The sequence below is a fragment of the uncultured Xylophilus sp. genome (genome assembly GCA_913776965.1).
In the GTDB taxonomy this organism is placed as follows: Bacteria; Pseudomonadota; Gammaproteobacteria; order Burkholderiales; family Burkholderiaceae_C; genus Xylophilus.
In genome coordinates this window covers 1-25,689 of record CAJYQL010000055.1, presented here as the reverse complement: position 1 = coordinate 25,689, position 25,689 = coordinate 1, and the positions used below count along the sequence as shown (strand labels likewise).

The window sequence follows — 25,689 nt, the reverse complement described above, 5'->3', positions numbered from 1 at the left end:
CGGCGTCAGTCGCCGCCGCGCACCTTGCCGCGCAGCTGCTTGACCACGCCGCGCACCGCCTTGCCCTGCAGCCGGCGCTGCTGCGAACCGTAGGTCGGCTCGGTCGGCCGGCGCCGTTTCGGCGGCACCGCGACGCTGTCGACCAGCGCCTGCAGCCGCGCCAGCGCCTCGACCCGGTTGAATTCCTGGCTGCGGGAGGTCTGCGCCTTGATGACGACCGTGCCGTCGGCGGTGATGCGCTGGTCGCGCAGCGCCAGCAGGCGTTCCTTCACCGCGTCGGGCAGCGACGATGCGGGCACCGAAAACCGCAGATGCACCGCGCTCGACACCTTGTGGACGTTCTGCCCGCCCGGACCCTGTGCGCGGACGTAGCTCAGTTCGACCTCGTCCGGCGCCACTGGCACGCGCGGCGGGGTCATGGCCGCGACGGCTCCACCGCGTAGATGCGCGGCAGCAGGATGCGGAAGCGGGTGCCGCGGCCCGGGGCGGTCTGCAGCTCGATGGTCGCGTCGAGCAGTTCGCACAGCCGCTTGACGATCGACAGGCCGATGCCTTCGCCGGGCGGCAGGGCCGGCGGCACCGGCGGCGCGACCGCCGTGATGGGGGGCACGTCGGCCGGCACCAGCGATGCGGCCGGCGTGGCGACATCCCGGCCGGCGGTATGGGCGAGCTGGGTCGCGCCGGCGATGGCCCCACCGAGCGGCGCGGCGGCATGCAGGCCGGGGCCGGTGTCCTGCACAGTCAGCGCCCAGCGGCGGTCGTCGCCCGGGTCGCTGTCGCCCCACGCGACGGTGACGCTGCCCTGCGGCGTGTAGCGGATCGCGTTGAGCACCAGGTTCTGTGCCAGCCGGCGGGTCTTGACGGGGTCGGCGGCCACCTGCAGCGGCACCGGTCCGTCGTAGCGCAGCGCCAGGCCGCGCTCCTGCGCCATCGGCTGCAGGCCTTCGCAGAGGTCGTGCAGCAGGGCGCCGACGTCGGTGTCGGCCACCTGGCGGGTCTCGCGGCCGGCGGTCAGGCGGGCGAGCGCGGTCACGTCGTCGAGCAGGTGGCGCAGCGAGCCGACGTTGCGGTCGAGCGCCTGCAGGAACCGTGCGCGCCGGTCGTCGGACACGTCGGCGCCGGTGAGGCCGCGTGTCGCGCTTGCCATCACGCCGACGTTGCCGCGCAGGTCGTGCGCCACCTGTTCCCAGAGCGCGCCGCGGTGGCGTTCGATCTCGCGGATGTCCTCCAGCGCGCGTTCCAGGTCGCCGACGTAGCCGGCCGCCTCGGCCTCGTGCAGCCGGTAGAACTGGGCGGTGCTGTCCTCGATCGCGCGGCCGTGGGCGGTCGCCCAGAGCCGGCGCGCCACGGCCATGGCCGCGGGCGAGACGGGGATCGTCTCGGCACAGCGGTCGAGCGCCTCGACCATGCAGGCGTTGAGCACGCCCAGCTCGCGGGTCACCTGGCGCAGGTCGTAGCCCTGCTGCCAGCGGTGCAGGCCGTGCGCGGCCGCATCGCCGTCGCCCGCTGCCGGTTCGGCGGGGGCTGCGCCGGTGCCGCTGGCGTCTGCCGCGTGCTGCAGGTCGCGCTCGAAGGCAGCCAGCAGCGCGGGGACATGGTCGTTCAGCTGCTCGGTCGGCAGTGCGTCGCCGGTGCCCAGCGCCGGGTCGAGGCCGATCGCCTCGCGCCAGCGGGCCAGCACGGTGTCGCGCCGCGGGCCCAGGTGCGCCGCCAGTGCGGCGAGTTCGGCAGTGACATCGGACATAAGGGAATGCGGCGGGCGAAGGACGGACAACCGGCGATTGTCACGCGCCATCCTGCGCGCGCAAGGGCGCAGAGCCGAATGAGCCGGCGCACTGCCCGCTTTTTCCGGATAGCAGGATTAGAGGGAAATCGATGCCTTGCGCACGCAGTGACTGCGCCTAATGCTATCGAATCAGGAGCATAAGCGGCTGCCCGTACACTGCCGCCCCATGCCCTGGCACGCCACGCTCGCCCTCGACTACCGCTCGTCCGCCGGTCCGGCCGGGTCCCGGCGCACCGTCGCGCACTTCCGCCACGACGGGCCGCTGCGCATCCTGCAGAGCCTGTATCCGGAGGGCGACGGCATCTGCCACAACGTGCTGGTGCATCCGCCGGGCGGGCTGGTCGGCGGCGACGTGCTCGACATCCGCATCGATGTCGGCGCCGGCGCGCACGGTCTCGCGACCACGCCGGGCGCCAGCCGCTTCTACCGCTCCGACGGCGAGCGGGCGCTACAGCACTCCCGGATCGCGGTGGGCGAGGGCGGACGCTTCGAATGGCTGCCGCTGGAGGCGCTCTGCTTCGACGGCTGCCTCGCCGAGAACCGGCTGGAGTTCACGCTCGCGCCCGGCGCGCAGCTGATCGGCTGGGACATGACCGCGCTCGGCCTGCCGCATGCGGGACAACCGTTTCGCCGCGGCAGCCTGCTGCAGCACATCGAGTGGCCGGGCGTCTGGCTGGAGCGCGGCCGCATCGCCGCGGACGACGCGCGGCTGCTCGACGGCCCGCTCGGCCTGGCCGGCCACCGCTGCCTGGCGTCGGTGTTCCTCGCCAGCGGCACGCCGCTCGGTCGCGAGGCGCGCGAGCAGGCGCTGGACGCCGCCCGCGCGGTGATCGACGCCCACGGCCTGCGCGCCACCGCCGGCGCGACCAGCCCGGACGGTCGCATCGTCGTGGTGCGGGCGCTGGCGCCGGTGGTGGAGCCGGCGATGCAGCTGATGAAGCAGGTCCGGGCCGCCTGGCGCGAGGCCTGCTGGCAGCTGCCCGCCACCGCGCCGCGCATCTGGGCGATGTGAGCTGCGGCGCGTACGCCGTTGGCCGTATGCACGCGGCCGGTGCATGCAGCCCGGTGGCCCGCTTCCTGCCTTAGGATGCCCGTTTCCGGCACGACGAACCTATCTCCCGAGGCTGCGCATGGACCTGACACCGCGCGAAAAAGACAAGCTGCTGCTCTTCACCGCCGCGCTGCTGGCCGAACGCCGCAAGGCCCGCGGCCTGAAGCTCAACCATCCCGAGGCGGTCGCGCTGATCAGCGCCGCCGTGCTGGAAGGCGCTCGCGACGGCAAGTCGGTCGCCCAGCTGATGAGCGAGGGCCGCGAGGTGCTCACCCGCGACGAGGTGATGGACGGCGTGCCCGAGATGATCCCCGACATCCAGGTCGAGGCCACCTTCCCCGACGGCACCAAGCTGGTGACCGTGCACCAGCCGATCGCCTGACCCGCTTCCTCCCCGCCGCCCACACCGGAGCCGCCCATGACCCGCCCCTTCCGCACTGCCTCCTCTTCCTCCTGGCGCACCGCTGCCCTCGCGGCCGTCGCCGCCGCGCCGCTGGCAGCCTTCGCCCATGCCGACGGCGCCGCCCATGCCCACGCGGGCGGTTTCCTCGCCGGCTTCGTCCATCCGTTCACCGGGGCCGACCACCTGGGTGCGATGGTCGCGGTCGGGCTGTGGTCGGCGCTGGTGGCGCGGCGCACCGGCGGCGCCGAACTGCTGCGGGCGCCGCTCGCCTTCGCGGCGATGCTGCTGGCCGGCGCGCTGCTCGGCCTGCGCGGCGTGGCGCTGCCGGGGGTGGAGCCGATGATCGCGGCCTCGTTGCTGGTGCTGGGCCTGCTGGTCGCCGCGCGGCTGCGGCTGCCGGGCGCCGTCGGCGCAGCGGTCGTCGGCGTGTTCGCGGTGTTCCACGGCATCGCCCACGGCGCCGAACTGGCGGCGGCCGACGGCGGCGCCGCGCTGGTGCTGGCCGGCATGCTGGCCGCGACCGTGCTGCTGCACGGCGCGGGCCTCGCGCTCGGCCTAGCGCTGCGCCACCGCACCGTCTGGCTGCCGCGCACCGCGGGCGTCGTGGTGGCGGGCCTGGGCGTGGCGCTGCTGACCCGGCTGGCCTAAGGCCGCACCGCAGGAGGACGCCGCCATGATCCCTGGAGAACTGATCGTCGATGCGGGCGAGCACCCGCTCAACACCGGCCGCCGCGCCGTGTCGCTGGTGGTGAAGAACACCAGCGACCGGCCGATCCAAGTCGGCTCGCACTACCACTTCGCCGAGACCAACGCCGCGCTCGACTTCGACCGCGACGCGGTCCGCGGCATGCGGCTGAACATCGCCTCGGGCACCGCGGTGCGCTTCGAGCCCGGCCAGCAGCGCACCGTCGAGCTGGTGGACTACGCCGGCGACCGGGTGGTCTACGGCTTCCGCGGGCTGGTCGGCGGGCCCCTGTAGGCCCAGTTCAGAATAAAAAAGGCCGTTTGCGCATGTCCCACCTGCGCAGGCAGCTATCGATTCAATAGCATTCGGACGGACAACCATGGCCACCATCGGACGCCGCGCCTACGCGGAAATCTTCGGCCCCACCGTCGGCGACCGGCTGCGGCTGGCCGACACCGGCCTGGTGATCGAGGTCGAGGCCGACTACACCCTGCGTGCCGGCAGCTACGGCGAGGAAGTGAAGTTCGGCGGCGGCAAGACGATCCGCGACGGCATGGCGCAAAGCCAGCGCACCAACGCCGAGGGCGCCGTCGACCTGGTGCTGACCAACGCGCTGATCCTCGACCACTGGGGCATCGTCAAGGCCGACATCGGCATCGTCGGCGGCCGCATCGCCGCGATCGGCAAGGCCGGCAACCCCGACACCCAGCCGGGCGTGGACATCGTCATCGGCCCCGGCACCGAGGTGCTGAGCTGCGAGGGCAGCATCGTCACCCCCGGCGCGATCGACAGCCACATCCACTTCATCTGCCCGCAGCAGATTCAGGACGCCCTGGCGGCCGGCACCACCACCATGCTCGGCGGCGGTACCGGCCCGGCGACCGGCACCTTCGCCACCACCTGCACGCCGGGCCCTTGGAACATCGCCCGCATGCTGCAGGCGGCCGACGCGTTCCCGATGAACCTCGGCTTTTTCGGCAAGGGCAACGCCAGCCAGCCCGACGCGCTGCGCGAACAGATCGACGCCGGCGTCTGCGGCCTGAAGCTGCACGAGGACTGGGGCACCACGCCGAGCGCGATCGACACCTGCCTGTCGGTGGCGGAGGAGACCGACATCCAGGTCGCGATCCACAGCGACACGCTGAACGAATCGGGCTTCGTCGAGAACACCATCGCCGCGACGAAAGGCCGCGGCATCTGCGCCTTCCACACCGAAGGCGCCGGCGGCGGCCATGCGCCGGACATCCTGCGCGTCGTCGGCGAGGACAACTTCCTGCCGAGCAGCACCAACCCGACGATGCCCTACACCGTCAACACGCTCGACGAGCATGTCGACATGCTGATGGTCTGCCACCACCTGGACCCGGCGATCGCCGAGGACCTGGCCTTCGCCGAGAGCCGCATCCGCAAGGAGACGATCGCGGCCGAGGACATCCTGCACGACCTGGGCGCGATCAGCATGTTCAGCTCCGACAGCCAGGCGATGGGCCGGGTCGGCGAGATCACCATCCGCTGCTGGCAGACGGCCCACAAGATGAAGGCGCAGCGCGGCGTCCTGCCGGGCGACAGCGAGCGCAACGACAACACCCGGGTCAAGCGCTACGCCGCCAAGCTGGCGATCAACCCGGCGCTTGCCCACGGCATCGCTCACGAAGTCGGCAGCCTGGAGGTCGGCAAGTGGGCCGACATCGTGGTTTGGAAGCCGGCCTTCTTCGGGGTGAAGCCGTCGGTGGTGCTGAAGGGCGGCTTCATCGCGCTGGCCGCGATGGGCGACCCCAACGCCTCGATCCCGACGCCGCAGCCGGTGCACTACCGGCCGATGTTCGGCGCCTTCGGCGGCGCGGTACACCGCGGCTCGCTGACCTTCGTGTCGCAGGCCGGGCTGGACGCGGGCATCCAGCAAAAGTTCGGACTGCAGAAGACGCTGTCGGCGGTGAGGAACATCCGCGGCATCCGCAAGCGCCACATGGTGCACAACGGCCTCACGCCGGCGATGGAGATCGACCACCAGACCTACGCGGTGCGGGCCGACGGGGAACTGCTGACCTGCGAGCCGGCGAAGGTGCTGCCGATGGCGCAGCGGTATTTCCTGTTCTGAGCGGGCGGGGGCTCACGTCCGGATGTGCGACCGGACCCAGGCGGCGAAAGCCGTTTCGTCCAGCGTGCCGGACGCGACCGCCAACATCGTCATGACGCAATCGGCATCATCGGCGTCGAGCGTGTAGCCGTTGAGGGCCAGAAAGAGTTCGACGGCGACGAAAGCGGTGCGTTTGTTGCCGTCCACGAACGGATGGTTGCGCGCCAGCCCGAAGCCGTAGCTGGAGGCGAGGTCGGCCACGTCGGGCGCACCGTAGTGGGCGGCCTGCCGCGGACGGTTCATGGCCGACTCGAACAGACCCGCATTGCGCACACCGGTGCCGCCCCCGTGTTCTGCCAACTGCTCTTCGTGGACTGCGCGCAATACCGCCGGCTCGAGCCCTACCCAGGACCGATTCGCGGCACTCATTTCGCCAGTTCCCTGAGGACCTGCCTGCGGTCTTTCATGATGCGCCGGGCGATCGCCATCTGCTGTTCGAAAGCGTCGTCGTAAGGGCTGAGGTGGATACCGCCGGCCGAGTCAGTCATGAACAAGGTATCGCCCTTCTGCAGCTTCAGCCGCGCCAGCACCTCCTTCGGCAGGATCACACCGACGGAATTGCCGATCTGGGTGAGCTTAAGTGCTGACATGGGACACCTCGGCCGTGAAGTTATAACGATCGTTATATTAAGAAGGCGCGCCACGGCTGGCAAAGCGCCCGATCTGCATCCGGTCACGTGTCTGCCGCACCGCCTCTCCACACTCGCCGCGACCATGCATGCGCTTTTCTGCTTCTTCATCGCCGCGGTGCGTCGATCGGGTCGGTCGCGCACCGCCGCAGCTGCCCTGCTGACGGCTTGCGTACTCGCGGGCTGTGCGCTGCCGCCGCGGCCCGACACGCCGCCGTCCCAGGCCCTGCCGCCTGCCGATGCCGCCGCGACGCGGCTCGGCGTCGCCGTGGCACGGCAGGCGGCGGCCCATCCGGCGGGCGCGTCGGGCATCCATCCGCTGCAGGACGGCGGCGAGGCCTTCGCCGCGCGCATGCTGCTGGCCGCCAAGGCCGAGCGCACACTCGACGTGCAGTCGTACATCTGGCGGGACGACACCACCGGCCGGCTGCTGCTGCAGGCGCTGCGCGAGGCGGCCGACCGCGGCGTGCGGGTGCGGCTGCTGCTGGACGACAACGGCATTCCCGGCCTCGATCCGGTACTGGCGGCGCTCGACGCCCATCCGCAGGTCGAGGTGCGGCTGTTCAACCCGTTCGCGGTCCGCTGGTTCAAGCCGCTCGGCTTCGTCACCGATTTCCAGCGTGCCAACCGGCGCATGCACAACAAGTCGTTCACTGCCGATGCGCAGGCCACGATCATCGGCGGCCGCAACATCGGCGACGAGTACTTCGACGCGCTGGTGGAGGGGCTGGCCTTCGCCGACCTCGACGTGCTCGCCTTCGGCCCGGCCGCGCGCGACATCTCGGCCGACTTCGACCGCTACTGGGCCAGCGCCTCGGCCTGGCCGGCGGCCGCGATCCTGGGTCCGGGCCGCGCGGAAGACCTCGCGGGACTGGACCGCATCCGTGCCGAAGTCGCCGCAGACCCGGCACGCCGGCGCTACCTGCGCGAGGTCAAGGGCTCGGACTTCGCGGCCGACCTGCTGGCCGGCCGGCTGCCGCTGGAGTGGGCCGCCGTGCAGACCCTGAGCGACGATCCCGCGAAAGGGCAGGGCCCGGTCGCCCGCAGCGATCTGATGGCTTCGGAGCTGGGGCGCCTGTTGCGCCAGCCGCAGAAGGACGTGGAACTGGTGTCCGCCTACTTCGTGCCGGGCGCCGACGGCACCGCTGCGCTGGCGGCCCTGGCGCGCCAGGGCGTCCGTGTGCGCATCCTCACCAATGCGCTGGAGGCGACCGACGTGCCGGCAGTGCATTCGGGCTACGCCCGGCGCCGCGCGGAGCTACTGGCGGCGGGCGTCGAGCTGTACGAGATGCGCCGGCGCACCGATGCGCCGGCCGAAGGCGGCAGCGGCAGCGGCAGCGGCGGCCTGGGCCTGTCCGGCAGTTCCGACACCAGCCTGCATGCCAAGACCTTCTCGGTGGACCGGCAGCGCATCTTCATCGGCTCGTTCAACTTCGACCCGCGCTCGGCCTACCTGAATACCGAGCTGGGCTTCGTCATCGACAGCCCCGCTCTGGCGGCCTCCATCGAAGACGCGTTCACCCAGCACATCCCGGCGCAGTCGTACGCGGTGCGGCTCGACTCCGCCACCGGCCGGCTGTACTGGCTGGAACCCACGCCCGGCGGACAGGTGCGGCACGATACCGAGCCCGGCACCGGCTGGTGGAAGCGGACCGGCGTGTTCCTGCTGTCGTTGCTGCCGATCGAGTGGCTGCTGTGAGCCGAGACTGCGCCGGCGCTTGACACCGCCGGTACGATGGATGCCATGCTCACCGCCAACAAACTCATGCCCCAGGGGCGCGGCCTTGCCCCGGTCCTGCTGAAGCGTGCCGCCACCGTCGAACTCGACTGGGACGTGCGCCAGAAAAGCCGCTTCGATGCCACCGACAGCACCGGCCGGCATCTCGGCATCTTCCTGCCGCGCGGTACCGTGGTCCGTGGCGGCGACGTGCTGGTCGTCGAGGACGGCTCGCTGGTCCGCGTGCTCGCCGCGCCCCAGGCCGTGCTGCGCATCACGCCCTGCGCGGAGCACGGCACGCCGTTCGACCTGACCCGCGCCGCCTACCACCTCGGCAACCGGCACGTGCCGATCGAACTGCATCCGGAGTACCTGCAGATCGAGCCCGACCATGTACTGGCCGACATGCTGCGGTCCCAGCACCTGACCGTGCGCGAGGTGCAGGCGGCCTTCGAGCCCGAAGGCGGCGCGTACGGGGCCCAGGGGGGAGGGCATGGTCATGGGCATGGACACCACCACGACCATGGTCACGCTCACGCTCACGCTCACGGTCATGGACACGACCACCATGCTGCAGGCCACGGCGCTGGTGCCGGGCATGTGCACGGTCCCGGCTGCGGCCACGACCACGGGCACGAGCACAAACACGACCACGGACGCCATACCGCTGCGCATGCCGGCCACGCGCACGGACCAAGCGCTACGGCGCCGGTCCCGCACGGTGCGCCTGGCCACGTCCATGGCCCGGACTGCCGCCACGGCCACCACCACGGAGACGGCCACGACGCCGCACCGGCCCCGGTCGCGATGCAGTTCCACCCGCGCCGTCCCGCCGGTGCCTGAGGCCGCCCCCCCGTCCGCCGTGGCGTCCGCCGGCACGCCCGGCCTGCTGCAGCTGATCTGGCTCGCCTCGCCGGCGCTGCCGGTCGGCGGCTTCTCGTATTCCGAGGGCCTGGAGGCCGCGATCGACGCCGGCCTCGTCGCCACCGAGACCGATGTCGCCGGCTGGCTGCACGACCAGCTCTGGGTGTCCCTCGCGCGGGCCGACCTGGCTGTCGTCGCACAGGCGGTCGCGGCCGTCCGTGCCGGCGACACCGCCCGGCTGCGCGCGCTCGACGATTGGGTGCGTACCACCCGCGAGACCAGCGAACTGCGGCTGCAGGCCGAGCAGATGGGCCGCTCGCTCGCCGACTGGCTGCGCGGCCTGCATCCGGCCGATGCCGCGCTGTTCGACGGCTGGCAGCCGACCTACCCGGTCGCCTTTGCGGCCGCTGCGGCACGCACCGCGGCCCAGCCGGCCGACATCGGCTGCGCCTTTGCCTTCGGCTGGGCCGAGAACATGGTGCAGGCCGCGATCAAGGCGGTGCCGCTCGGCCAGAGCGCCGGCCAGCGCATCCTCGCGCGGCTCGCCGACGCCATCCCCGCCGCGGTGGCCGACGCCGCAGCGCGGGCCGACGACGACCGCCAGGCGCTGAGCCCGATGCTCGCCATCCTGTCGGCCCGCCACGAAACCCAGTACTCCCGCCTTTTCAGAAGCTGACGATCCGCATGACCACCTCCGCACTCCACCACATTCCCGGCCGCACCAAGAAGCTGCCGCCCCTGCGCGTCGGCATCGGCGGCCCGGTCGGCTCCGGCAAGACCACCCTGCTCGAGATGCTCTGCAAGACGATGCGCCAGAAGTGGGACCTGGTCGCGATCACCAACGACATCTACACCAAGGAGGACCAGCGCCTCCTGACGGTCAGCGGCGCGCTGCCGGCCGAGCGCATCCTGGGCGTGGAGACCGGCGGCTGCCCGCACACCGCGATCCGCGAGGACGCGTCGATCAACCTGGAGGCGATCGACCGCATGCTGGAGCAGTTCCCGGACGCCGACGTGGTGTTCGTCGAGTCCGGCGGCGACAACCTGGCTGCCACCTTCAGCCCCGAGCTGAGCGATCTGACGATCTACGTGATCGACGTCGCCGCCGGCGAGAAGATTCCGCGCAAGGGCGGCCCCGGCATCACCAAGAGCGACCTGTTCGTCATCAACAAGACCGACCTGGCGCCGCACGTGGGCGCCGACCTGGCCGTCATGGAGTCCGACACGCAGCGCATGCGCGCCGCCAAGCCCTATGTGATGACCAACCTGAAGACGCAGGCGGGCGTGGACGCGGTGGTGGAATTCATCGAGCGGCGGGGAATGCTGCAACCGGCCTGAGCCGTCCGCCCCGACGCCTCAGGCGCCGCGTGCGAGCGCGTCGCAAAGGTGGTCGAACCGGGCGTCGTCGAGCCACGGGCTGTTGCTGATCGCCAGCAGACGGCCGGCCGTCGCGCGCGCATGGGGCAGGGCGCCCGGGCGCACGGCGGGTACCACGTCGGCGTAGCGCACGTAGTCCGGCAGCACCTGCACGAAAGGCAGCGACACGCCGCAGCCCGCACCCCAGAGCCTGCGCACCAGCGCGTCGCGCCGGGCCTGGTCGGGCAGCAGCACCAGCAGCACTGGCCAGGTGCCCCGTGCGCCGGGGACCGCGGCGCTGTCGTCGAGCACGGTGATACCGGGCAACTGGCGCAGCCGGGCGATGCGCGCCGCGGCCTGGCGGCGTGTCTGCTCCAGGAATGCCGGCAGCCGTTCCAGCGCCCGCACGCCCACGGCGCGGCGCCAGCGGCCCACACGGTGCAGCGGAATGTCCGCCTCGAAATCGTCGCCTGCCGCGGCGACCCAGTCCTCGCGCGCCAGCGCCTGCCGCAGCGGCCGGCCGTAGGCCCAGCGCAAGCCGGCGGGCCGGTAGAGGGCCGCGTAGCCCAGTAGTTCGATACTGCGGCGCAGTTCCCATCCCGGGCACGACGGCACGAGCCGCGCGGATGCCGCCTGCAGCGCCGCGCGCAGCGCCGGATCGCGGGCGACCAGCGCACCGCCCTCGAAAATCGTCAGACCCTTGCCCACGGCGAGGCTGAAGAAGGCGATGTCGCTGTCGGAGCCGACGCTGCGCCCCTCGGTGCCGATGCGCGCGCCCAGCGCCTGGGCCGCGTCCTCGATCGTCCAGGCACCGACGGCCCGGGCGCAGGCGCGGGCCGGCGCGGCGTCGCCCACCCGTCCGCCCAGGTGCGTCGGCACGACCGCCAGCGTCATCGGGCCGCAGAGGGCGGCCAGGGCCACCGGGTCCATGTCGAACCCCTCCGGCAGCAGTTCGCACACCCGCAGCGCCAGGCCGCAGCGCGCGACCGCCAGCGCCACCAGGGGGCAGGTATAGGCCGGCACCACCACCTCGCGGCGCGCAGGCGTCAGGTCGCGCAGTGCGGTCAACGCGACGACGAGGGCCGCGGTGCCGGAGCATTCGAGCTGGACCGACTCCACGCCCAGGAAGCGCACCAGCGCGGTATCGAGCGCCGCATCGCCACCCGGCAGCAGGTCAGCCGCCCGCAGCGGCAGGCCGGCCGTCGGCGGCGGCTCGTGCGCGCTCCTCGGCCGTTCAGCGTGTGGCGCCATCGTCCAGTCCGGCATCGGCGACGGCCACGGCGAGTGCGGCGGCCGACGCTCCGGGCAGGCCGTCCGGAGCCACCGGTGGCGACGCTTCGTCCACCGTTTCGCTCACCGCCAGGCAGGCGATGCCCGCGACGATCAAGAGCCCGCCCAGCATCTGCGGCCAGCCGATGGTCTCGCCGAACAGCCAGACGGAGACCGCCAGCACCGACACGATCTCCAGGTGCGAGGCCGCGAATGCCGGTCCGATCGGCGCGCGCTGCAACAGCGTCATCCAGGTGAAGAAGGCGCCGACGTACCCGACGAAGGCGCCGTAGATCCACAGCTGGCCGAACACCCGCGCCAGCCAGGCGGCCCCGAACTCCAGCGGCAGCGCATGCTCGCCAGCCAGCTTGAAGCTGATCTGGGCCAGCGTGTCGAACGCCATCAGCACCGCGAAGCCGATCAGGTAGAAGCGCTTCATGCCTTCAGTCCCACGATGGCGACGCCGAGGGACACCAGCAGGATGCCGGCGACCCGCATCCTCGAGAGTTTCTCGGCGAAGAAGAAGCGGCCGGCGACCATGATCGCCACGATGTTGATTGAGCCGAGCAGCACGCCTTCGGACAGGGGCACCAGCGACAGGAACGCCAGCCACAGCACGAATTCGGCGACGTAGCAGCCGATGCCGACCCACAGCCACGGCCGACCGGCCATCCAGCGCCAGCGGGCCAGTCCGCTGCCGGCGCGCGGATCGCCGGCGGCGGCCTTGAAGGCGAGCTGGCCGCCGCTGTCGACCAGCACGTTCAGCACCCAGAGGACCAGGACCAGCGGCGACAGGTCGCTAGCCACGGGCGACGGCTCCCGCCAGCGCAGGCGCGGCCGGCGTACCCGGTCCCGCCGCCAGGCGCGCGACGAACGCGGCGGTCGTGGCGATCACGGTGCGGCGCTCGCGGTCGACGGTGATCATGTGGTAGCTGTCCTCCAACACCACCAGTTCGACCGGCGCCTGCCGCACGCCCTGCACGATCGCGCGGGCGTTGCCGAGGGTGGAGACGTCGTCCTCCCGGGCATGGATGACCAGGCAGGGCGCCTGGATGCTGCCGAGCCGCGACAGCACCCGGGCCGAGAGGCGGCGCATCTCGATCACCGACCACCACGGGTTGCCGGGCAGACCGGCGGCGGCACTGTCGCCCGCGTGCATCTGCGCCACGATGCGTTTGCGCAGGGCCTCGTCCTTGATGCCGTAGGGCGGCTGCTCCATGAAGACGCTGCGCCGGCCGATGCCCAGCCGCCGGAACAGCGGCAGCAGGAACGACAGGCGGGTGTAGACCGGCATGCTCCAGCCGTCATAGCGGAAGATCGTCGACAGCGCGCAGACGCCGGCCACCTGCCGGGGCCGTTCCTGCGCGAGGGCGAGCGACAGCACCGCCCCCATCGACAGGCCGCCCACCACCAGCCGGTCCACATGCGGAGCCAGCCGGTCGGCACCGGCTGCGACGCTGGCGTACCAGTCCTGCCAGCGGGTGGCGAGCAGGTCCTCCACGGCGCCGCAGTGCCCGGCCAGCTGTACCGCGTAGACGGTGAAGCCCTGCCGGTGCAGGCCCTTGGCCAGCAGCCGCATCTCGTTGGGCGTGCCGGTCAGGCCGTGCACCAGCAGCACGCCGGTCCGGCCGGCCGCCCCGGTGCCCGGCAGCACGAACTCGTGCGGCGTGACACAGACGTCCTCCAGCGCGTGCGTCATGCGGCGACGCGCTCCTGCACGCCGACCGTCTCGCGCATCAGCACGGTGGCCTCGCCGAAGTGGGTGAACGGCGCATGGGCGATGCCGTGGGCGCGGCAGTGGTCGATCAGCTTGTACTTGGCGAGCACGAAATCGGCACGGCCCGACACGCAGAAGTCCGAGGTGCTGTCGCCGACGAACAGCACCCGGCCGTGCACTGCCTGCTGCTCGGCCAGCCGCTCGCATTTGCAATTGCCGCTCGCGCGGGCGCAGGCGGCGCTGGCGTGCGGCGACTGCAGCTGCCAGCTGCGTGGGCCGGCCTGCACCAGCCGGTTGGCAATCACCGGAAGATCACCCAGGCCGTGCAGGTCGAGCACGGTGCGGATCGCATGGTCGATGCCGTCGCTCACCACCTGCACCGCAAGGCCCAGCGCCCGTGCGGCCCGCACGAAGCCGGCGAAATGCGGGTCGATGGCGATCGTGGCCAGGTGCGCCTGCAGCTCGCCGGGGCTCATGTCGAGCAGCGCGACCTGGCCCTTCATGCATTCGCGCGAGCCGATCTCGCCGCGCTCCCAGGCGTCCTCCAGCGCTTCCCAGCCGGGCCGGCCGAAGCGCCGCAGCAGCGTGTCCGTCACGTCCTCCAGGCTGATCGTGCCGTCGAAGTCGCACTGGATCATCCAGCCCGTGCCGCCATCGGGCGTCGGCCGGTGGGGCGTGCGCACCGCCGGCACCGGGTGCAGCGGGATGCTGCAGCGGCCGACCGGCCGCGGGGAATCGATCACACAGTCATTCATGGAAGGTCACCCTGACGTCCTGACCGACGCGCAGATCCGGCGTCTGGTCGAAAGCGATGAAACAGTCGAGCACCCGCACGCCGACGCGGGGCGGGGTGGTCTCGTCGTCGAGCCGGCTGGCGCCGTAGACCGGCGACAGCCGCAGCACCCGGCCGGCGGCGGGGCGGCCCGCGGCGCCGGTGTCGGCCACCACGCTCACCCGCATGCCGGGCCGGACCGCCGCGGCGAAGCTCTCGTTGAGTTCGGCGCGCACCTGCAGCGGGCGGTGGGGCAGCAGCACCAGCGCCGGCCGGCCGCTCTGCGCGTCGGCATGGGCGCCGGGCTGGGCCAAAACCCGCACCACCGTGCCATCCTGGGGCGCCGTAAGCACCCGCCGCGCCAGCGCACCGCGGGCCTGCGCGAGCCGCTGGCGGGCCACCTGCACGTCGGCGGCGGCGACCGCGACCGCGGCCGCGATGTCCTGCCGGGCCTGCACCGCGTCGTCGTGGCGCTGCAGGTCGGCGGCACCCGCGCGGGCGGCCTCGTCGAGCCGCTGCACCAGCTGGCGTGCGGCCGGCAGGCGTGCGGCCTGTGCCTGCTGCCGCGCCTGCGCCAGCTGCAGTTCGGCCTCGGCGATGGCCACGTCCTGCCGCGCGGCATCGGAGGCCAGCCGCAGCAGCACCTGGCCGCGGCGGACCTCGTCGCCTTCGGCCACCGCGAGCGATTCCACGGTGCCGTCCTGCGGCGCCATCAGGTCGAGCAGGCCGCCCGTGACCTCGACCTTGCCGCGGGCCATCGCGACGGCACGGGGGCCGGCGGCTGCCGTCGTCGACGCGGCAGCGGCGCGCATCGGCGCATCGGCACGGTCGGAGCAGCCGGCGGCGGACAGGAGCACACCGGCCAGGACCAGCGAGGCGGACGCGGCACGGCGGAAGCCATGGCCCGCACCCGGGCGGAAAAGCGGAAGGTTCATACGGGAATACCGCCCGGCCGGGCCGGCACGGGTTCGGCGGCGCCGGCCTCGGCGGGCCGCCAGTCGTTGCAGATCACACCGTCTTCCATGCTCAACACCCGGTCGGCATGGCGCACAGCGCGCGGATCGTGGCTGACGCACAGCACGGTGGTGCCGTGCAAGCGGGCGATGCGGTGCAGCAGCTCCACCACCCGCTGGCCGTTCTCGGCATCCAGCGCGCTGGTCGGTTCGTCGGCGAACAGCAGCCGCGGCTCCTTGGCCAGCGCACGGGCGATCGCCACCCGCTGCTTTTCGCCACCGGAGAGCTGGGACGGCCGCAGGTCGGCGCGGTGCGACAGGCCGACCTCGTCGAGCGCTTCCGAAGCGCGGCGGGCAGCCTGGCGGTCGTCCTGGCCCAGGTAGCCCAGCGGCAGCTGCACCTGTTCGCGCGCGGTGAGGGCCGGGAACAGGTTGAAGCCCTGGAACACGAAGCCGGTATGCAGCAGCCGGAAGCGCTCCAGCGCCCGCTTGTCGCCGGTGGGCAGCGGTGCGCCGAGTGCCCGCACCTCGCCGTCGTCGGCGGGCTGCAGGCCCGACAGCAGCGACAGCAGCGTGCTCTTGCCGCAGCCCGACGGACCGGAGATGAGCGTCAGCTCGCCGGGATAGACCGCGACCGACAAGCCCTGCAGCACCTGCACCCGCACCACGCCTGCCATGAAGGACTTGGCCACGCGCCGCGCTTCCAGCGACGGCGCGCCGGACGGCCGGGGTGCCGCAGGCATGCGCGATGCGGTGCGCTGGACGATCACCGCAGCAGCTCCGCCGGGTCGGCCCGGAGCAGTCCGCGCATCGCGACCAAGCCCGACAGCAGCGCGATCGCCGCGACCGTGGCGGTGCAGACGAGGGCGGCCTGCAGCGTCATCGCCACCGGCACATCCTGCGCGGCGGCGGCCGACAGTAGTGCGGTGCTCGCGAGCGCCGCCAGCGCCAATCCAAGCCCGCCGATCCAGCAGGCCTGCTGCACCACCACCCGGCCGAGCGCACCCCGGCTCACGCCCAGCGCATGCAGCGTGGCGTATTCGCGCGACGAGGATGCGACCACCGCCATCAGCGACTGGCTGGTGACGATGGCACCGACCAGGCAGACGATCAGCGACATGAACAGCACCGCCACGCCGGCGCCGGTGCCGAACAGCCAGTAGTGCTGGGAGCGGCGCGCGAACGCGTCGGCCGTCCACACCTCGAACGGCCCGAAGGCCGCGTCCGGGGCGAGCCGTGCGCGCACTGCGGCGGCCTGCCCCGGATCGCGCAGCCGGGCCACGACATAGGTGCTGCCCGCCGACGCGTCGGTGCCCGCGAGTCGGCGCGCCGTGTCGAGCGAGGCCAGCACGGTGACGCCGCCGAGTGCCCGAAGGCCCGACACGGTGGCCACCACCTGCACGCGGTGGCCGTTGATCCAGCCGCGGCCGTCGCCCCCCGCGATGCCCAGCTGCGCCGCATCGGCACGGTCCACGATCACGGCGCCCGGTTCGTCCAGGCGCTGGCGCAGCGGCCGCGGCAGGACGGCAGAGAACATCAGCGCGTCCGGCGCGGTCCGCACACCCGAGACGAAGACCGACACGCTGCCGCCGATGGAGCGGGCGTTCTGCCAGTCGCCTTCCACCCACAGGTAGGGTTCTACCGCGGCAACGTCGGGGTCCATGTGCAGTCGCATTTCCACGTCGGGGCCGACGGGGCGGCCGAAGTTGACGCTCTGGGTGCCCGGCCAGCCCGCCCACAGGTCCGCCGAGGAAGCGCTGACCGCGACCGCCGCGCTGCCGAAGATGCCCAGCACCAGCGCCGCTTGCACCGCCAGCAGCACGCCCGAGAAGCCGACGGCGAACACCGCCGGAACGAAGCGGCGCCACTCGTGCACCAGGGTCTTGCGGGCCAGGGCGATCATTGCGGCGCCTCCGCCAGCGACGAGGGCACAGCCGGCAACGGCGCGCCGCCGAGTGCCTTGTAGAGCGCCACGAACGCGAGGGCGCGCTGGGTGTCGGCGCTGGCACGGTCGGCTTCTGCCAGAACCAGTGCCCGGTCGGCGCCGAGCAGGTCGTAGTCGCTCGCCAGGCCCTGGCGCTGCAACGCCTGCTGCGACGCGCGCCGCTGGCGCAGCGCACCGGCGGCCTCGTCCAGCCGCGCGGCCCGCGCCTGCTGCTGGGCCAGGGCGGACAGGGCGGTCTCGGTATCCGCCACCCCTTCGAGCACCGCCTGCCGGTAGGCGAGCAGGGCCTCGTTCAGGGCTTCGCCGCGCATCGCGGCCTGGGCCTGCCGGCGGCCCCAGTCGAACAGGGGAATGTCGATCAGCGGGCCGATCACCGGAATCTGGTCGGTCAGGTAGCGGCGGTTCTGCGTCAGGTTGCGCGCATAGAGGTACGAGCCGCCCAGGGCGATGCGCGGATACAGCTCGGCGCGCGCCAGCCCCGCCTCGCCGGCGGCTTTCAGCACGGCGGCCTCGGCCTGGCGGACATCGGGGCGGGTGCGCAGCAGGTCGGCCGGCAGTGCCGCGATGCCGGCCGCAGGCGCCTGCAGCGGCGCGCCCCCATTCCAGCCCGGGTCGGGCGCGAAGCGGCCGGTCAGCAGCGCGAGCGCCTGGGCGGCGCGGTCCGCGGCCTGCACCGCCTCGGCGCGCTGTGCCTCCGTCTGCGCGGCGCGGGCCTGCAGCTGCAACCGTTCGTCGGGCGCGGCGATGCGGGTGCGCAGCCGCACGTCCGCGAGCGCGAGCGCCTGGGTATCCAGCGCCGCCAGCCGGTCGAGGGTGGCGGTCTGGCGTTCCGCCGCCCGCCATTCGACCGCCTGGCGGACCACCTCGGCGACCAGGCTGACCCGCGCCGCCTGCACGGCCGCGTCGGCGTTGGCGAGCGTGGCGCGGGCGATCCTGCCGGCGCTTTCGCGGGCGCCGAACAGGCCGAGTTCCCAGGTGGCGTCGAGGCTGGCGTGGAGATAGGAATCGACCGCCTGCACGTCCTGGACCGTCCGCACGCTCGCCGACAGCGACGGTCGGTAGGCTGTGTCGGCCCGTTCGGACAGCAGCCGGGCCTGGCGCAGCCGGCTCTCGGCCTGGGCCAGCGTCAGGTTCTGGCGCAGGGCCTCGTCCACCAGTGCATCGAGCCGTGCATCGCCGAAGGCCTGCCACCAGCGGCGCAGGTCGGGCGCCGCGGCGGCCGGCGCCGCGGGCGCATGCGTCCAGGCAGCGGGCACGGCGTCCGGCAGCACCGGTACCGGAGGCGCCGCACAACCGGCCAGCAGCGCACAACCGGCCAGCAGCGCGGCACGGCACGCAGCAGGGGCGGAGGCGGGCAGGGGCAGGCGCATGGCGGCTGCGATTGGATACGCCGGGGCTTGCCCGGCGATGCAGGAAATGTGGAGAACGCGTGGAGGGCGGCGTGTGGGGGCATCGGCTGCGCGCGGGCGTGGCGGCGCGGGGAGGGCCGCGATAATCCGCGGCTGCCATGAACCTCGCCGCCCATCCTTCCGGACCGCTGGTGCTCGTCGTCGAGGACGAACCGGCGATCGCCGACATCCTCGTGGCCTACCTGCACCGCGACGGCCTGCGCAGCTGCCGCGCCGCCGACGGCACCGCGGCGCTGCGGGTCTTCCGCGAACAGCGGCCCGACCTGGTGCTGCTCGACATCCACCTGCCGGGCATGGACGGCGTGGACGTGCTGAAGAACATCCGCGCCGACAACGACACCCCGGTAATCATGGTCACCGCGCTGGCCGACGACGTGGACAAGCTGCTCGCGCTGCGGCTGGGGGCCGACGACTACGTCGTCAAGCCGTACAGCCCGCCCGAGGTGGTGGCGCGGGTGCGGGCGGTCCTGCGCCGCACCGGTGCGGCGGCCGCACGGGCGCCGGCTGCGGCGGTGCTGCGGGTCGGCCGGCTGGAGATCGACCAGGACGCCCACATGGTGCGGGTCCAGACGGACGACGGACGTTTCGAGCCGCTGGCGCTCACGCTCACCGAATTCCGGCTGCTCGCCTGCCTGGCGGCCCAGCCGCGGCGGTGCTTTTCGCGCAGCCACCTGATCGAGACCTGCCTGCCCGAGAGCGATGCGCTCGACCGGGTGATCGACTCGCACCTGTCGAAGCTGCGGCGCAAGCTGCAGGCCGCCGGCAACGGCGAACTGATCGAGACGGTCCGCGGTATCGGCTACCGCCTGTGGCCGGGCGAATGAGCGCCGACGGAGCCGTCCGCGGACGAGCGCTCGACCGGATCTGGGTCCGGTTCGGCCTGTCGATCGCGGCGACCGTGCTGGTCACCATCGGCATCCTGGGCGCCTGCGTGTTCGCCTTCGCCGAATGGCAATACCGCAGCTTCTACCGCACGCTGCCTTCGATGGTCCAGCAGGAACTCGACACGCTCAACGACCTCGGCATGGAAGACGGTCCGCGGGCGGTCGAGATCTACGGGCAGTACTGGAAAGGCGACCTGCTGTTCGGTGAGAAGTGGTCGCTGGTGATCGGGCTGGTGGTGTGCCTGCCGATCGGCCTGTTCGTCGGCTTCTGGGTGTCGCGCATCGTCACGCTGCCGCTCGCCTCGATGGCCGAGGCGGCGCAGCGGGTGGCGCTCGGGGATTTCTCGGTGCGGGCCGAACCCGGCCGCACTGGCGGCGAGATGGTCGAGATGGTGCGCGACTTCAACCACATGACCGATGCGCTCGAATCCCTGGAGCGCGAGCGCCGGGCGACGGCCGCCGCGGTCTCGCACGAACTGCGCACGCCGCTGGCGGTGCTGCGGGCGCGGCTGCACGCAGTGTGCGACGGCGTGATCGCGGCCGACGAGCGTGAATTCCGCGGGCTGCTCGCCGAGGTGGAGCACCTCGGACGGCTGGTCGACGACCTGCACACGCTGTCGGTCGCCGAGGCCGGACGGCTGTCGCTGCACTGCACCGAAGGCGACCTGGTGCAGCTGGTGCAGGATACGCTGCAGGGATTCGCACAACGCATCGCCGACCACGGCATCGACCTGCAGGCGCGCATCGCTGTCGATGCCCTGCCGGTCCGCATGGACCGCGACCGGATGCGCCAGGCCCTGTCGAATCTGGTGGAGAACGTGCTCCGGCACGCGGTCAACGGCGCCTGGCTGGAAGTCGCGCTGGACGCGACACCGCAGGAGGCCGTGCTGTCGGTCAGCGACGACGGCCCGGGACTGCCCGAGGACATGCGCCAGAACCCGTTCCGCCGCTTTCAGAAATCGCTGGACCGGGGGGGCGCCGCGGGTGGCGGCGGTTCGGGACTCGGGCTGTCGATTGTGCACATGCTGGTCACGCTGCAGGGCGGTACCGTCGCCGCCGATACCTCGGTGCGCGGCGGCACCCGCTTCACGATCCGTCTGCCCCGCGGCTAAGGCGTGCCGACTGCGTCAGGGCCAGACGGCACGGCCCTGCGCCGCATCGTTGATGCGCTGCATCAGGGGCACTGCCTCGTGCTCCACCACGTCGTACCGCAGCGTCACGAGGTGGCCGTGCTCCACCGACAGGAGAGTCGCATCGGCTTGCTGCAACTGGCGCCGCACCATGCCTTCCAGCGCATAGGGCACGACGCACGACTGCACGGTCCGGCGCTGCAGTGGCGTCAGTTCGGCTACGTGCAGCGCCTGGGCTATGGCGTCCGTATAGGCGCGCACCAAGCCTCCCGCGCCTAACTTCACACCGCCGAAATAGCGGACGACGGTGGCGAGTACGCCCTCGAGATCGTGGTGCCGCAGCACCTCTAACATGGGACGCCCTGCGGTTCCCGAGGGTTCACCGTCGTCGACTGCCGCCGACTGCCCGCCCGCCATCAACGCCCAGCACACATGGGCGGCGTCGGGGTGCGCCGTCCGCAGTTGCGCGACGACAGCCAGGGCCGTCGGCCGGTCCGCCACCGGCTGAACGCAGGCGATGAACCGGCTCTTGCGCACGACGAGTTCATGCGCAACGGACGCTGCAAGGGAAAAGGGCATGACAGAGACGATAGCGGCCGTGCGAACGACTGAAACTGCGCATCATGCCCGCGCGGTGGATGTTGCGCAGCCGCAGGGCGCCTCAATCCCGCCAGCGACGTTCACGGCGGTCGCGGCGGTCCCGGCGGTCGTCGCCGCGGTCCCACCAGCCGCCGTAGCGCTGGGCGTCGCGCTCCGCGTAGTACTGGCGCAGTTCGCGTTCGGAACTGCGCGGCACGGCGATCGTGTCGCCGGCCCAGCCGGCGCTCGGGTTGCGCACCTGGGCCGGCGGGCGCCCGCCCTGGTTCTGCATGCTGCCTTCGTGGTAGCCCTGGGTATCGCGCGGGTCCAGCACCGGCGCCTGTGCCTGCGCGGCTTGGCTGGCCAGCACGGCGGCAGTACCGAGCACGACCGCTGCGGAACGGGACAGGCAGAACAGCGAGGAGGAAAAACGGTTCGAACGGTTCATGGCGGGTCTCCTGAGAGGTGACGATGGTGTCATCTTGCTCCGGCTGCAAACGTCCCGCGTAGGAAACCTGCGCCCTTTACCTGCCGTTCAAACCGACGTGACCTCCGCTTCACGTACCACCGGCGCAGACGGCGGCGTGCCGTCGCGTACCAGCCTTACCGGCACCGATTTGGCGGCCGGCACCAGGCTTTCGTCGGCGTGCTGCCACAGCGGGATCAGCGGGTTGCATTCCGGATAGTAGGCACCGACGCTGCCGCGCGGGATGTCGTAGGCCACGATCCGGAAGCCGTCGATGCGTCGCAGGGTGTCGTCGCCGTCCTGCGCATCGGCCGGGGCGCTCTGCAGGCCGATGCGGCCGCCGTCCTGCAGGCCGAGCCGGGCGATGTCCTCGGGGTGCATGAACAGCACGTCGCGGGTGCCCTCGACGCCGCGGAAACGGTCGCTGTAGCCGTAGACGGTGGTGTTGAACTGGTCGTTGCTGCGCAGCGTGATCAGCCGGAAGTCCTCTGCGCCGCCCTGGCCGGCGAAGGCCGCGTCGAGTTGCTGCGGCACGGTGAATTCGGCCTTGCCGGATTCCGTCTGCCAGATCCGTTCGCGCGCCGGCAGCGTGCGGTGGAAGCCGCTCGGCGCCGCCAGCCGACGGTTGAAGTCGTGAAAGTCCTTCGGGAAGGTGGCGGCGATCGCGTCGCGGATACGGCTGTAGTCGGCGCACCAGCCGTCCCAGTCCACATGCGGGTTCGGCGGCAGCGCGGCGCGGGCGATGCCGGCGACGATCCGGGCCTCCGACAGCAGCTGGTCCGAGGCCGGCGCATGGTGGCCGCGCGAGGCGTGGAACCAGCCGGTGCTGTCCTCGGTGCTGAGGGTCTGCACGCCGGTCGCCTGGGTGTCGATCTCGATACGGCCCAGGCAGGGCAGCAGGTACGCCACCTGGCCGGCCAGCAGGTGGCTGCGGTTGAGCTTGGTGGCGATCTGCACCGTCAGCTGCAGGCGCTGCCAGGCCGGCTCGATCCGGAAATGGTCCGGCATCGCCCGCACGAAGTTGCCCCCCAGACCGATGAAGGCCTTAACGCTGCCGTCGAGCACACCCTGGCAGGCATCGACGGTGCTCAGGCCCTTGTGGCGCGGCGGCTCGAAGCCGTACTGCTGGGCAAGGGTGTCGAGCGGCACCAGCTCGGGCTTTTCGGCGATGCCGACGGTGCGCTGGCCCTGCACGTTGGAATGGCCGCGCACCGGACAGAGGCCCGCGCCCGACTTGCCAACGTTGCCACGCAGCAGCATCAGATTGACCAGCATGCCGATGTTGTCGACGCCGCGCTTGTGCTGGGTCAGGCCCATGCCGTAGACGCCGATCACCGCCTCGGCCTGCGCGTAGACCCGCGCCGCGCCTTCCAGCGCCTGCCGTGTCAGGCCGGATTCGCGCTCGATCGCGTCCCAGCCGAGGCCGCGCACATAGGCTTCGAAATCGGCGAGCCCGTGGGTGTGCGTGTCCAGGAAGGCGGTGTCGAGCAGCCGCCGGCCGCCGGCCGACTGCGCCGCATCGTCGAGCGCGAACAGCGCTTTGGCGATGCCGGCGATCGCCGCGATGTCGCCGCCCGGGCGCACCTGGTGGTACTGGGTGGCGATCTGCGTCGGCGTGCCGCCGAGCATGTCCTTGGGCGACTGCGGGTTGGCGAAGGCTTCCAGCCCGCGCTCCCGCAGCGGGTTGAAGACGACGATCGGGATGCCGCGCTGCCGGGCTTCCTGCAACTGGTGCAGCATGCGCGGGCTGTTGCTGCCGACGTTCTGGCCGAAGAAGAAGATGCAGTCGGTGTGCTCGAAGTCCGCCACGTGTACCGTGCCGACCGGCACGCCGATCGTCTTCTTCAGCATTACCGAGGTGGTCTCGTGGCACATGTTGGAGCTGTCGGGCAGGTTGTTGGTGCCGTAGAGCCGGGCCAGCAGCTGGTACATGTAGGAAGTCTCGAGCGACGCCCGGCCCGAGGCGTAGAACACCGCCTCGTCGGGCGACGCCAGTGCGCGCAGCTCGGCGCCGATCTCGGCGAAGGCCTCGTCCCAGGCGACGCGGCGGTAGGTGTCGGTGGCCGGGTCGTAGCGCATCGGCTCGGTCAGGCGACCGAGCTGCTCCAGCGCGTAGTCGGTCCAGCCGCGCAGTTCGGTCAGCGTGTGGTCGGCGAAGAAGTCGGGGCCGACCCGGGCGCTGGTCAGTTCCGAGAAGGTGGCCTTGGCGCCGTTCTCGCAGAACTCTGCCAGGTGCGACTTCTGCGGCCGTCCCCAGGCGCAGCTGACGCAGGCGAAGCCGTCGGGCTTGTTCTGCTTCTGCAACAGCGGCATCACGGCACCGGGCGCCTTGAAGCGTGCGATCTCCACCGCGAGCGACTTGACCGACCCCCAGCCGCCGGCCGGCCCGTCGTAGGGTTCGATGCGGACGGTCTGGTCGGCGGGCGGATGGGGCACTTCGTTCATGCAGGAGCTCCTGGAGGGATGTCGTATTCGATCCCTCGATTGCACCGAGCCCGGCCGCATCTGCGCGTAGGGCGTCAGGCCGGAGCGGTGTCGGCCGGCGGTTCCAGCCAGCGCAGCGCAAGGGCGAAGGCCGCGCCGCCGTAGACGATGCCGCCGGGTATCCACATCAGCAGACCGGCGAGCTGCTGGTCCTCCAGCGGCGACAGGCCCCAGGCGGTGGCGCCCCCGGTCTGCAGCGGGTAGTAGGCGACCGGCGCGAAGGTAAGCAGGGCGCCCAGCAGGCCGGTGTGCACGACCGTGAAACCGAGCGCCGAAAACGCCGCGCCCCGGCGGGCGGCGGGAGCCTGCAGCACGGCGCACCAGAACCACCACGACACCGCTGCCAGGGCGACGTAGGCGGCGGCGTGGATCGCCGGATCGGTGAGGGTCGCCGCGTAGACCGGCGGCAGGTGCCAGCCCCACAGCACCGCGCTGTAGGCCGCGGCGGCCGGCGTCGGGCGCCACGGGATGTGCCGCGGTACGCTGCCGGCCGCGAGGGCCGCACCCGCGGCGGTGGCGATCAGCATCAGCTGGGCCATGTGGCCCGCCACCAGCGTCGCGCCCAACCGACACAGCGGCGACAGCAGCGCCAGCACCATCAACGCCACACCCGTCCACCACCACGCTTGGCGGCGCCGCGCGGCCGAGTCGGTCGCGCGGTGGCACAGTCCGATGGCGGCCAGCAGCGCCACGGCGACGAGGCTGGCGGGCGCCAGGCTCCATGCGCCGATCCAGTCGCCGGGCAGGGCGGGCGGCGCCGCCGAGGTGCAGAGCGACCAGAGGCGGTCGGCGGTTCCGGTGTTCATGATGCAAATCGCCTTTCTGCGCAGGTGCGGCCTGCGCTGGCAGCTATCGTTTCAGGAGCGCACGTCATCGGAAGACGCCCGGCAGGTAGACGGCGACCAGCAGCACGATCCCGGTCGCGGCGCTATAGCCGGTCCACATGCGGAGCACCCGCAGTTCGACCGTGCGCCGTGCCGACACGAATCCTGCGCGGCCGCGCGTCCAGCCGTAGGCGGCGAACAGCACGCCCACGGCTGCGTGGAAGCCGGCGTAGACGATGCAGGCCGCGACCGTGGCGCCGTAGGCATGGCTGCGCGGCGACGGCAGCGCCGCCAGGCCGCCCGCGGCCAGCAGACCGACCGCCGCCACGCCTGCCCCCGCCGCGACGGCCAGCCAGCGCTGCCGCGCCGCGCCGTCGCCCGCTCGTGCGCAGGCCTGCCGTGCGGCGACGGCCGTCAGCAGCAGCGCCAGGGCGGAGGCCGCCGCCGCGGGCAGGCCGCCCTCGACACAAGCGGCCGGCGGCCAGCCCGGCGCCACCACCCCCAGGTAGGCATAGCCGCACAGCAGCGACACCCAGAAGGCGCCGTCGGCCACCAGCGTCCAGCGCACGCCGGCCACGCCGGGGGCGTGGCGGGCGACGTCGTGCGGCGGCAGCCACGGCCCGCCGTTG

General features: G+C 72.3%; 28 protein-coding genes and 1 pseudogene. 11 read left to right on the top strand and 18 right to left on the bottom strand.

Going from position 1 to position 25,689, the window contains the following annotated elements:
* Window positions 1–5: 5 nt before the first annotated feature.
* Both arfB and QZ500_RS07800 read right to left on the bottom strand, forming a co-directional pair.
* A complete protein-coding gene (gene arfB, locus QZ500_RS07805; RefSeq protein WP_295853323.1) occupies window positions 6–419 on the bottom strand; it encodes an alternative ribosome rescue aminoacyl-tRNA hydrolase ArfB in 414 nt (137 codons plus the stop codon).
* On the bottom strand, window positions 416–1,744 hold the full coding sequence (locus QZ500_RS07800; protein WP_295853321.1) for a HAMP domain-containing sensor histidine kinase: 1,329 nt from the start codon (window positions 1,742–1,744) through the stop codon (window positions 416–418). Before QZ500_RS07800 ends, arfB begins: the two co-directional genes overlap by 4 nt.
* A gap of 208 nt (window positions 1,745–1,952) precedes the next feature.
* Here QZ500_RS07800 and QZ500_RS07795 point away from each other — a divergent pair, with 208 nt between their 5' ends.
* The 5 genes from QZ500_RS07795 (at window position 1,953) to ureC (ending at window position 6,023) form a co-directional block, all read left to right on the top strand.
* Window positions 1,953–2,798: an urease accessory protein UreD gene (locus QZ500_RS07795; protein ID WP_295853319.1), complete on the top strand. Its 846-nt coding sequence runs from the start codon at window positions 1,953–1,955 to the stop codon at window positions 2,796–2,798.
* Between the two features lie 118 nt (window positions 2,799–2,916).
* Complete coding sequence (locus QZ500_RS07790; protein WP_295853317.1) at window positions 2,917–3,219, top strand: urease subunit gamma; 303 nt, start codon at window positions 2,917–2,919, stop codon at window positions 3,217–3,219.
* 36 nt (window positions 3,220–3,255) lie between these two features.
* Window positions 3,256–3,888, top strand: coding sequence for a HupE/UreJ family protein (locus tag QZ500_RS07785; protein WP_295853314.1), 633 nt, complete (start codon window positions 3,256–3,258; stop codon window positions 3,886–3,888).
* A 25-nt stretch (window positions 3,889–3,913) separates the two neighbouring features.
* On the top strand, window positions 3,914–4,219 hold the full coding sequence (locus tag QZ500_RS07780) for an urease subunit beta (protein ID WP_295853311.1): 306 nt from the start codon (window positions 3,914–3,916) through the stop codon (window positions 4,217–4,219).
* A gap of 85 nt (window positions 4,220–4,304) precedes the next feature.
* Window positions 4,305–6,023: an urease subunit alpha gene (gene ureC, locus QZ500_RS07775; RefSeq protein ID WP_295853308.1), complete on the top strand. Its 1,719-nt coding sequence runs from the start codon at window positions 4,305–4,307 to the stop codon at window positions 6,021–6,023.
* Between the two features lie 12 nt (window positions 6,024–6,035).
* Here the strand turns inward: ureC and QZ500_RS07770 are convergent, their stop codons facing one another.
* Together QZ500_RS07770 and QZ500_RS07765 are read right to left on the bottom strand one after the other, a co-directional pair.
* Window positions 6,036–6,431 (bottom strand): type II toxin-antitoxin system death-on-curing family toxin, encoded by a 396-nt coding sequence (locus QZ500_RS07770; RefSeq protein WP_295853304.1) that lies wholly within the window; start codon window positions 6,429–6,431, stop codon window positions 6,036–6,038.
* Complete coding sequence (locus QZ500_RS07765) at window positions 6,428–6,652, bottom strand: AbrB/MazE/SpoVT family DNA-binding domain-containing protein (protein ID WP_295853301.1); 225 nt, start codon at window positions 6,650–6,652, stop codon at window positions 6,428–6,430. The genes QZ500_RS07770 and QZ500_RS07765 overlap by 4 nt, the downstream gene beginning before the upstream one ends.
* Window positions 6,653–6,776: 124 nt before the next feature.
* Between QZ500_RS07765 and QZ500_RS07760 the strand changes: the two genes are divergently transcribed.
* The 4 genes from QZ500_RS07760 to ureG are packed head-to-tail and all read left to right on the top strand — an operon-like array spanning window position 6,777 to window position 10,610.
* Complete coding sequence (locus QZ500_RS07760; protein ID WP_295853298.1) at window positions 6,777–8,390, top strand: phospholipase D family protein; 1,614 nt, start codon at window positions 6,777–6,779, stop codon at window positions 8,388–8,390.
* 45 nt (window positions 8,391–8,435) lie between these two features.
* Entirely contained in the window at window positions 8,436–9,251 is an 816-nt protein-coding gene (ureE, locus tag QZ500_RS07755; RefSeq protein WP_295853295.1) for an urease accessory protein UreE, read from the top strand.
* Window positions 9,244–9,948 carry an urease accessory UreF family protein gene (locus QZ500_RS07750; RefSeq protein ID WP_295853292.1) on the top strand — a complete coding sequence of 235 codons (705 nt, stop codon included), beginning with the start codon at window positions 9,244–9,246 and terminating at the stop codon, window positions 9,946–9,948. The genes ureE and QZ500_RS07750 overlap by 8 nt, the downstream gene beginning before the upstream one ends.
* Before the next feature lie 8 nt (window positions 9,949–9,956).
* Window positions 9,957–10,610 (top strand): urease accessory protein UreG, encoded by a 654-nt coding sequence (gene ureG, locus QZ500_RS07745; RefSeq protein ID WP_295853289.1) that lies wholly within the window; start codon window positions 9,957–9,959, stop codon window positions 10,608–10,610.
* An 18-nt stretch (window positions 10,611–10,628) separates the two neighbouring features.
* Here the strand turns inward: ureG and QZ500_RS07740 are convergent, their stop codons facing one another.
* The 9 genes from QZ500_RS07740 to QZ500_RS07700 form a co-directional block, all read right to left on the bottom strand.
* Window positions 10,629–11,879, bottom strand: a complete 1,251-nt coding sequence (locus QZ500_RS07740) for a DegT/DnrJ/EryC1/StrS family aminotransferase (protein WP_295853287.1) — start codon at window positions 11,877–11,879, stop codon at window positions 10,629–10,631.
* Window positions 11,863–12,336 (bottom strand): EamA family transporter, encoded by a 474-nt coding sequence (locus QZ500_RS07735; protein WP_295853284.1) that lies wholly within the window; start codon window positions 12,334–12,336, stop codon window positions 11,863–11,865. The genes QZ500_RS07740 and QZ500_RS07735 overlap by 17 nt, the downstream gene beginning before the upstream one ends.
* Window positions 12,333–12,704: an EamA family transporter gene (locus QZ500_RS07730; RefSeq protein ID WP_295853281.1), complete on the bottom strand. Its 372-nt coding sequence runs from the start codon at window positions 12,702–12,704 to the stop codon at window positions 12,333–12,335. The genes QZ500_RS07735 and QZ500_RS07730 overlap by 4 nt, the downstream gene beginning before the upstream one ends.
* Window positions 12,697–13,596: an alpha/beta fold hydrolase gene (locus tag QZ500_RS07725; protein ID WP_295853278.1), complete on the bottom strand. Its 900-nt coding sequence runs from the start codon at window positions 13,594–13,596 to the stop codon at window positions 12,697–12,699. Before QZ500_RS07725 ends, QZ500_RS07730 begins: the two co-directional genes overlap by 8 nt.
* Complete coding sequence (locus QZ500_RS07720; RefSeq protein ID WP_295853456.1) at window positions 13,593–14,252, bottom strand: MtnX-like HAD-IB family phosphatase; 660 nt, start codon at window positions 14,250–14,252, stop codon at window positions 13,593–13,595. The genes QZ500_RS07725 and QZ500_RS07720 overlap by 4 nt, the downstream gene beginning before the upstream one ends.
* A gap of 109 nt (window positions 14,253–14,361) precedes the next feature.
* A complete protein-coding gene (locus tag QZ500_RS07715; protein ID WP_295853275.1) occupies window positions 14,362–15,321 on the bottom strand; it encodes an HlyD family efflux transporter periplasmic adaptor subunit in 960 nt (319 codons plus the stop codon).
* The gene (locus QZ500_RS07710; protein WP_295853271.1) at window positions 15,318–16,082 is read right to left on the bottom strand and encodes an ABC transporter ATP-binding protein; all 765 of its coding nucleotides are present in this window, start codon (window positions 16,080–16,082) and stop codon (window positions 15,318–15,320) included. The genes QZ500_RS07715 and QZ500_RS07710 overlap by 4 nt, the downstream gene beginning before the upstream one ends.
* A gap of 23 nt (window positions 16,083–16,105) precedes the next feature.
* Window positions 16,106–17,242, bottom strand: coding sequence for an ABC transporter permease (locus tag QZ500_RS07705; RefSeq protein WP_295853269.1), 1,137 nt, complete (start codon window positions 17,240–17,242; stop codon window positions 16,106–16,108).
* Complete coding sequence (locus QZ500_RS07700; protein ID WP_295853265.1) at window positions 17,239–18,654, bottom strand: TolC family protein; 1,416 nt, start codon at window positions 18,652–18,654, stop codon at window positions 17,239–17,241. Before QZ500_RS07700 ends, QZ500_RS07705 begins: the two co-directional genes overlap by 4 nt.
* Before the next feature lie 137 nt (window positions 18,655–18,791).
* Here QZ500_RS07700 and QZ500_RS07695 point away from each other — a divergent pair, with 137 nt between their 5' ends.
* Window positions 18,792–19,517 carry a response regulator gene (locus QZ500_RS07695; RefSeq protein ID WP_295853262.1) on the top strand — a complete coding sequence of 242 codons (726 nt, stop codon included), beginning with the start codon at window positions 18,792–18,794 and terminating at the stop codon, window positions 19,515–19,517.
* Window positions 19,514–20,689 carry an ATP-binding protein gene (locus QZ500_RS07690; protein ID WP_295853259.1) on the top strand — a complete coding sequence of 392 codons (1,176 nt, stop codon included), beginning with the start codon at window positions 19,514–19,516 and terminating at the stop codon, window positions 20,687–20,689. Before QZ500_RS07695 ends, QZ500_RS07690 begins: the two co-directional genes overlap by 4 nt.
* 15 nt (window positions 20,690–20,704) lie before the next feature.
* On the opposite strand, the gene QZ500_RS07685 is transcribed toward QZ500_RS07690, so the two are convergent.
* The 5 genes and pseudogenes from QZ500_RS07685 to QZ500_RS07665 all read right to left on the bottom strand — a co-directional run.
* Window positions 20,705–21,286: a YigZ family protein gene (locus QZ500_RS07685; RefSeq protein WP_295853256.1), complete on the bottom strand. Its 582-nt coding sequence runs from the start codon at window positions 21,284–21,286 to the stop codon at window positions 20,705–20,707.
* Window positions 21,287–21,368: 82 nt separating this feature from the next.
* Window positions 21,369–21,734, bottom strand: coding sequence for a hypothetical protein (locus tag QZ500_RS07680; RefSeq protein ID WP_295853254.1), 366 nt, complete (start codon window positions 21,732–21,734; stop codon window positions 21,369–21,371).
* A gap of 87 nt (window positions 21,735–21,821) precedes the next feature.
* Window positions 21,822–24,197, bottom strand: coding sequence for an FdhF/YdeP family oxidoreductase (locus QZ500_RS07675; RefSeq protein WP_295853251.1), 2,376 nt, complete (start codon window positions 24,195–24,197; stop codon window positions 21,822–21,824).
* 74 nt (window positions 24,198–24,271) lie between these two features.
* Window positions 24,272–25,042: a cytochrome c oxidase assembly protein gene (locus tag QZ500_RS07670; RefSeq protein WP_295853248.1), complete on the bottom strand. Its 771-nt coding sequence runs from the start codon at window positions 25,040–25,042 to the stop codon at window positions 24,272–24,274.
* A gap of 64 nt (window positions 25,043–25,106) precedes the next feature.
* Window positions 25,107–25,689, bottom strand: a pseudogene (locus QZ500_RS07665) (hypothetical protein); the annotation flags it as partial.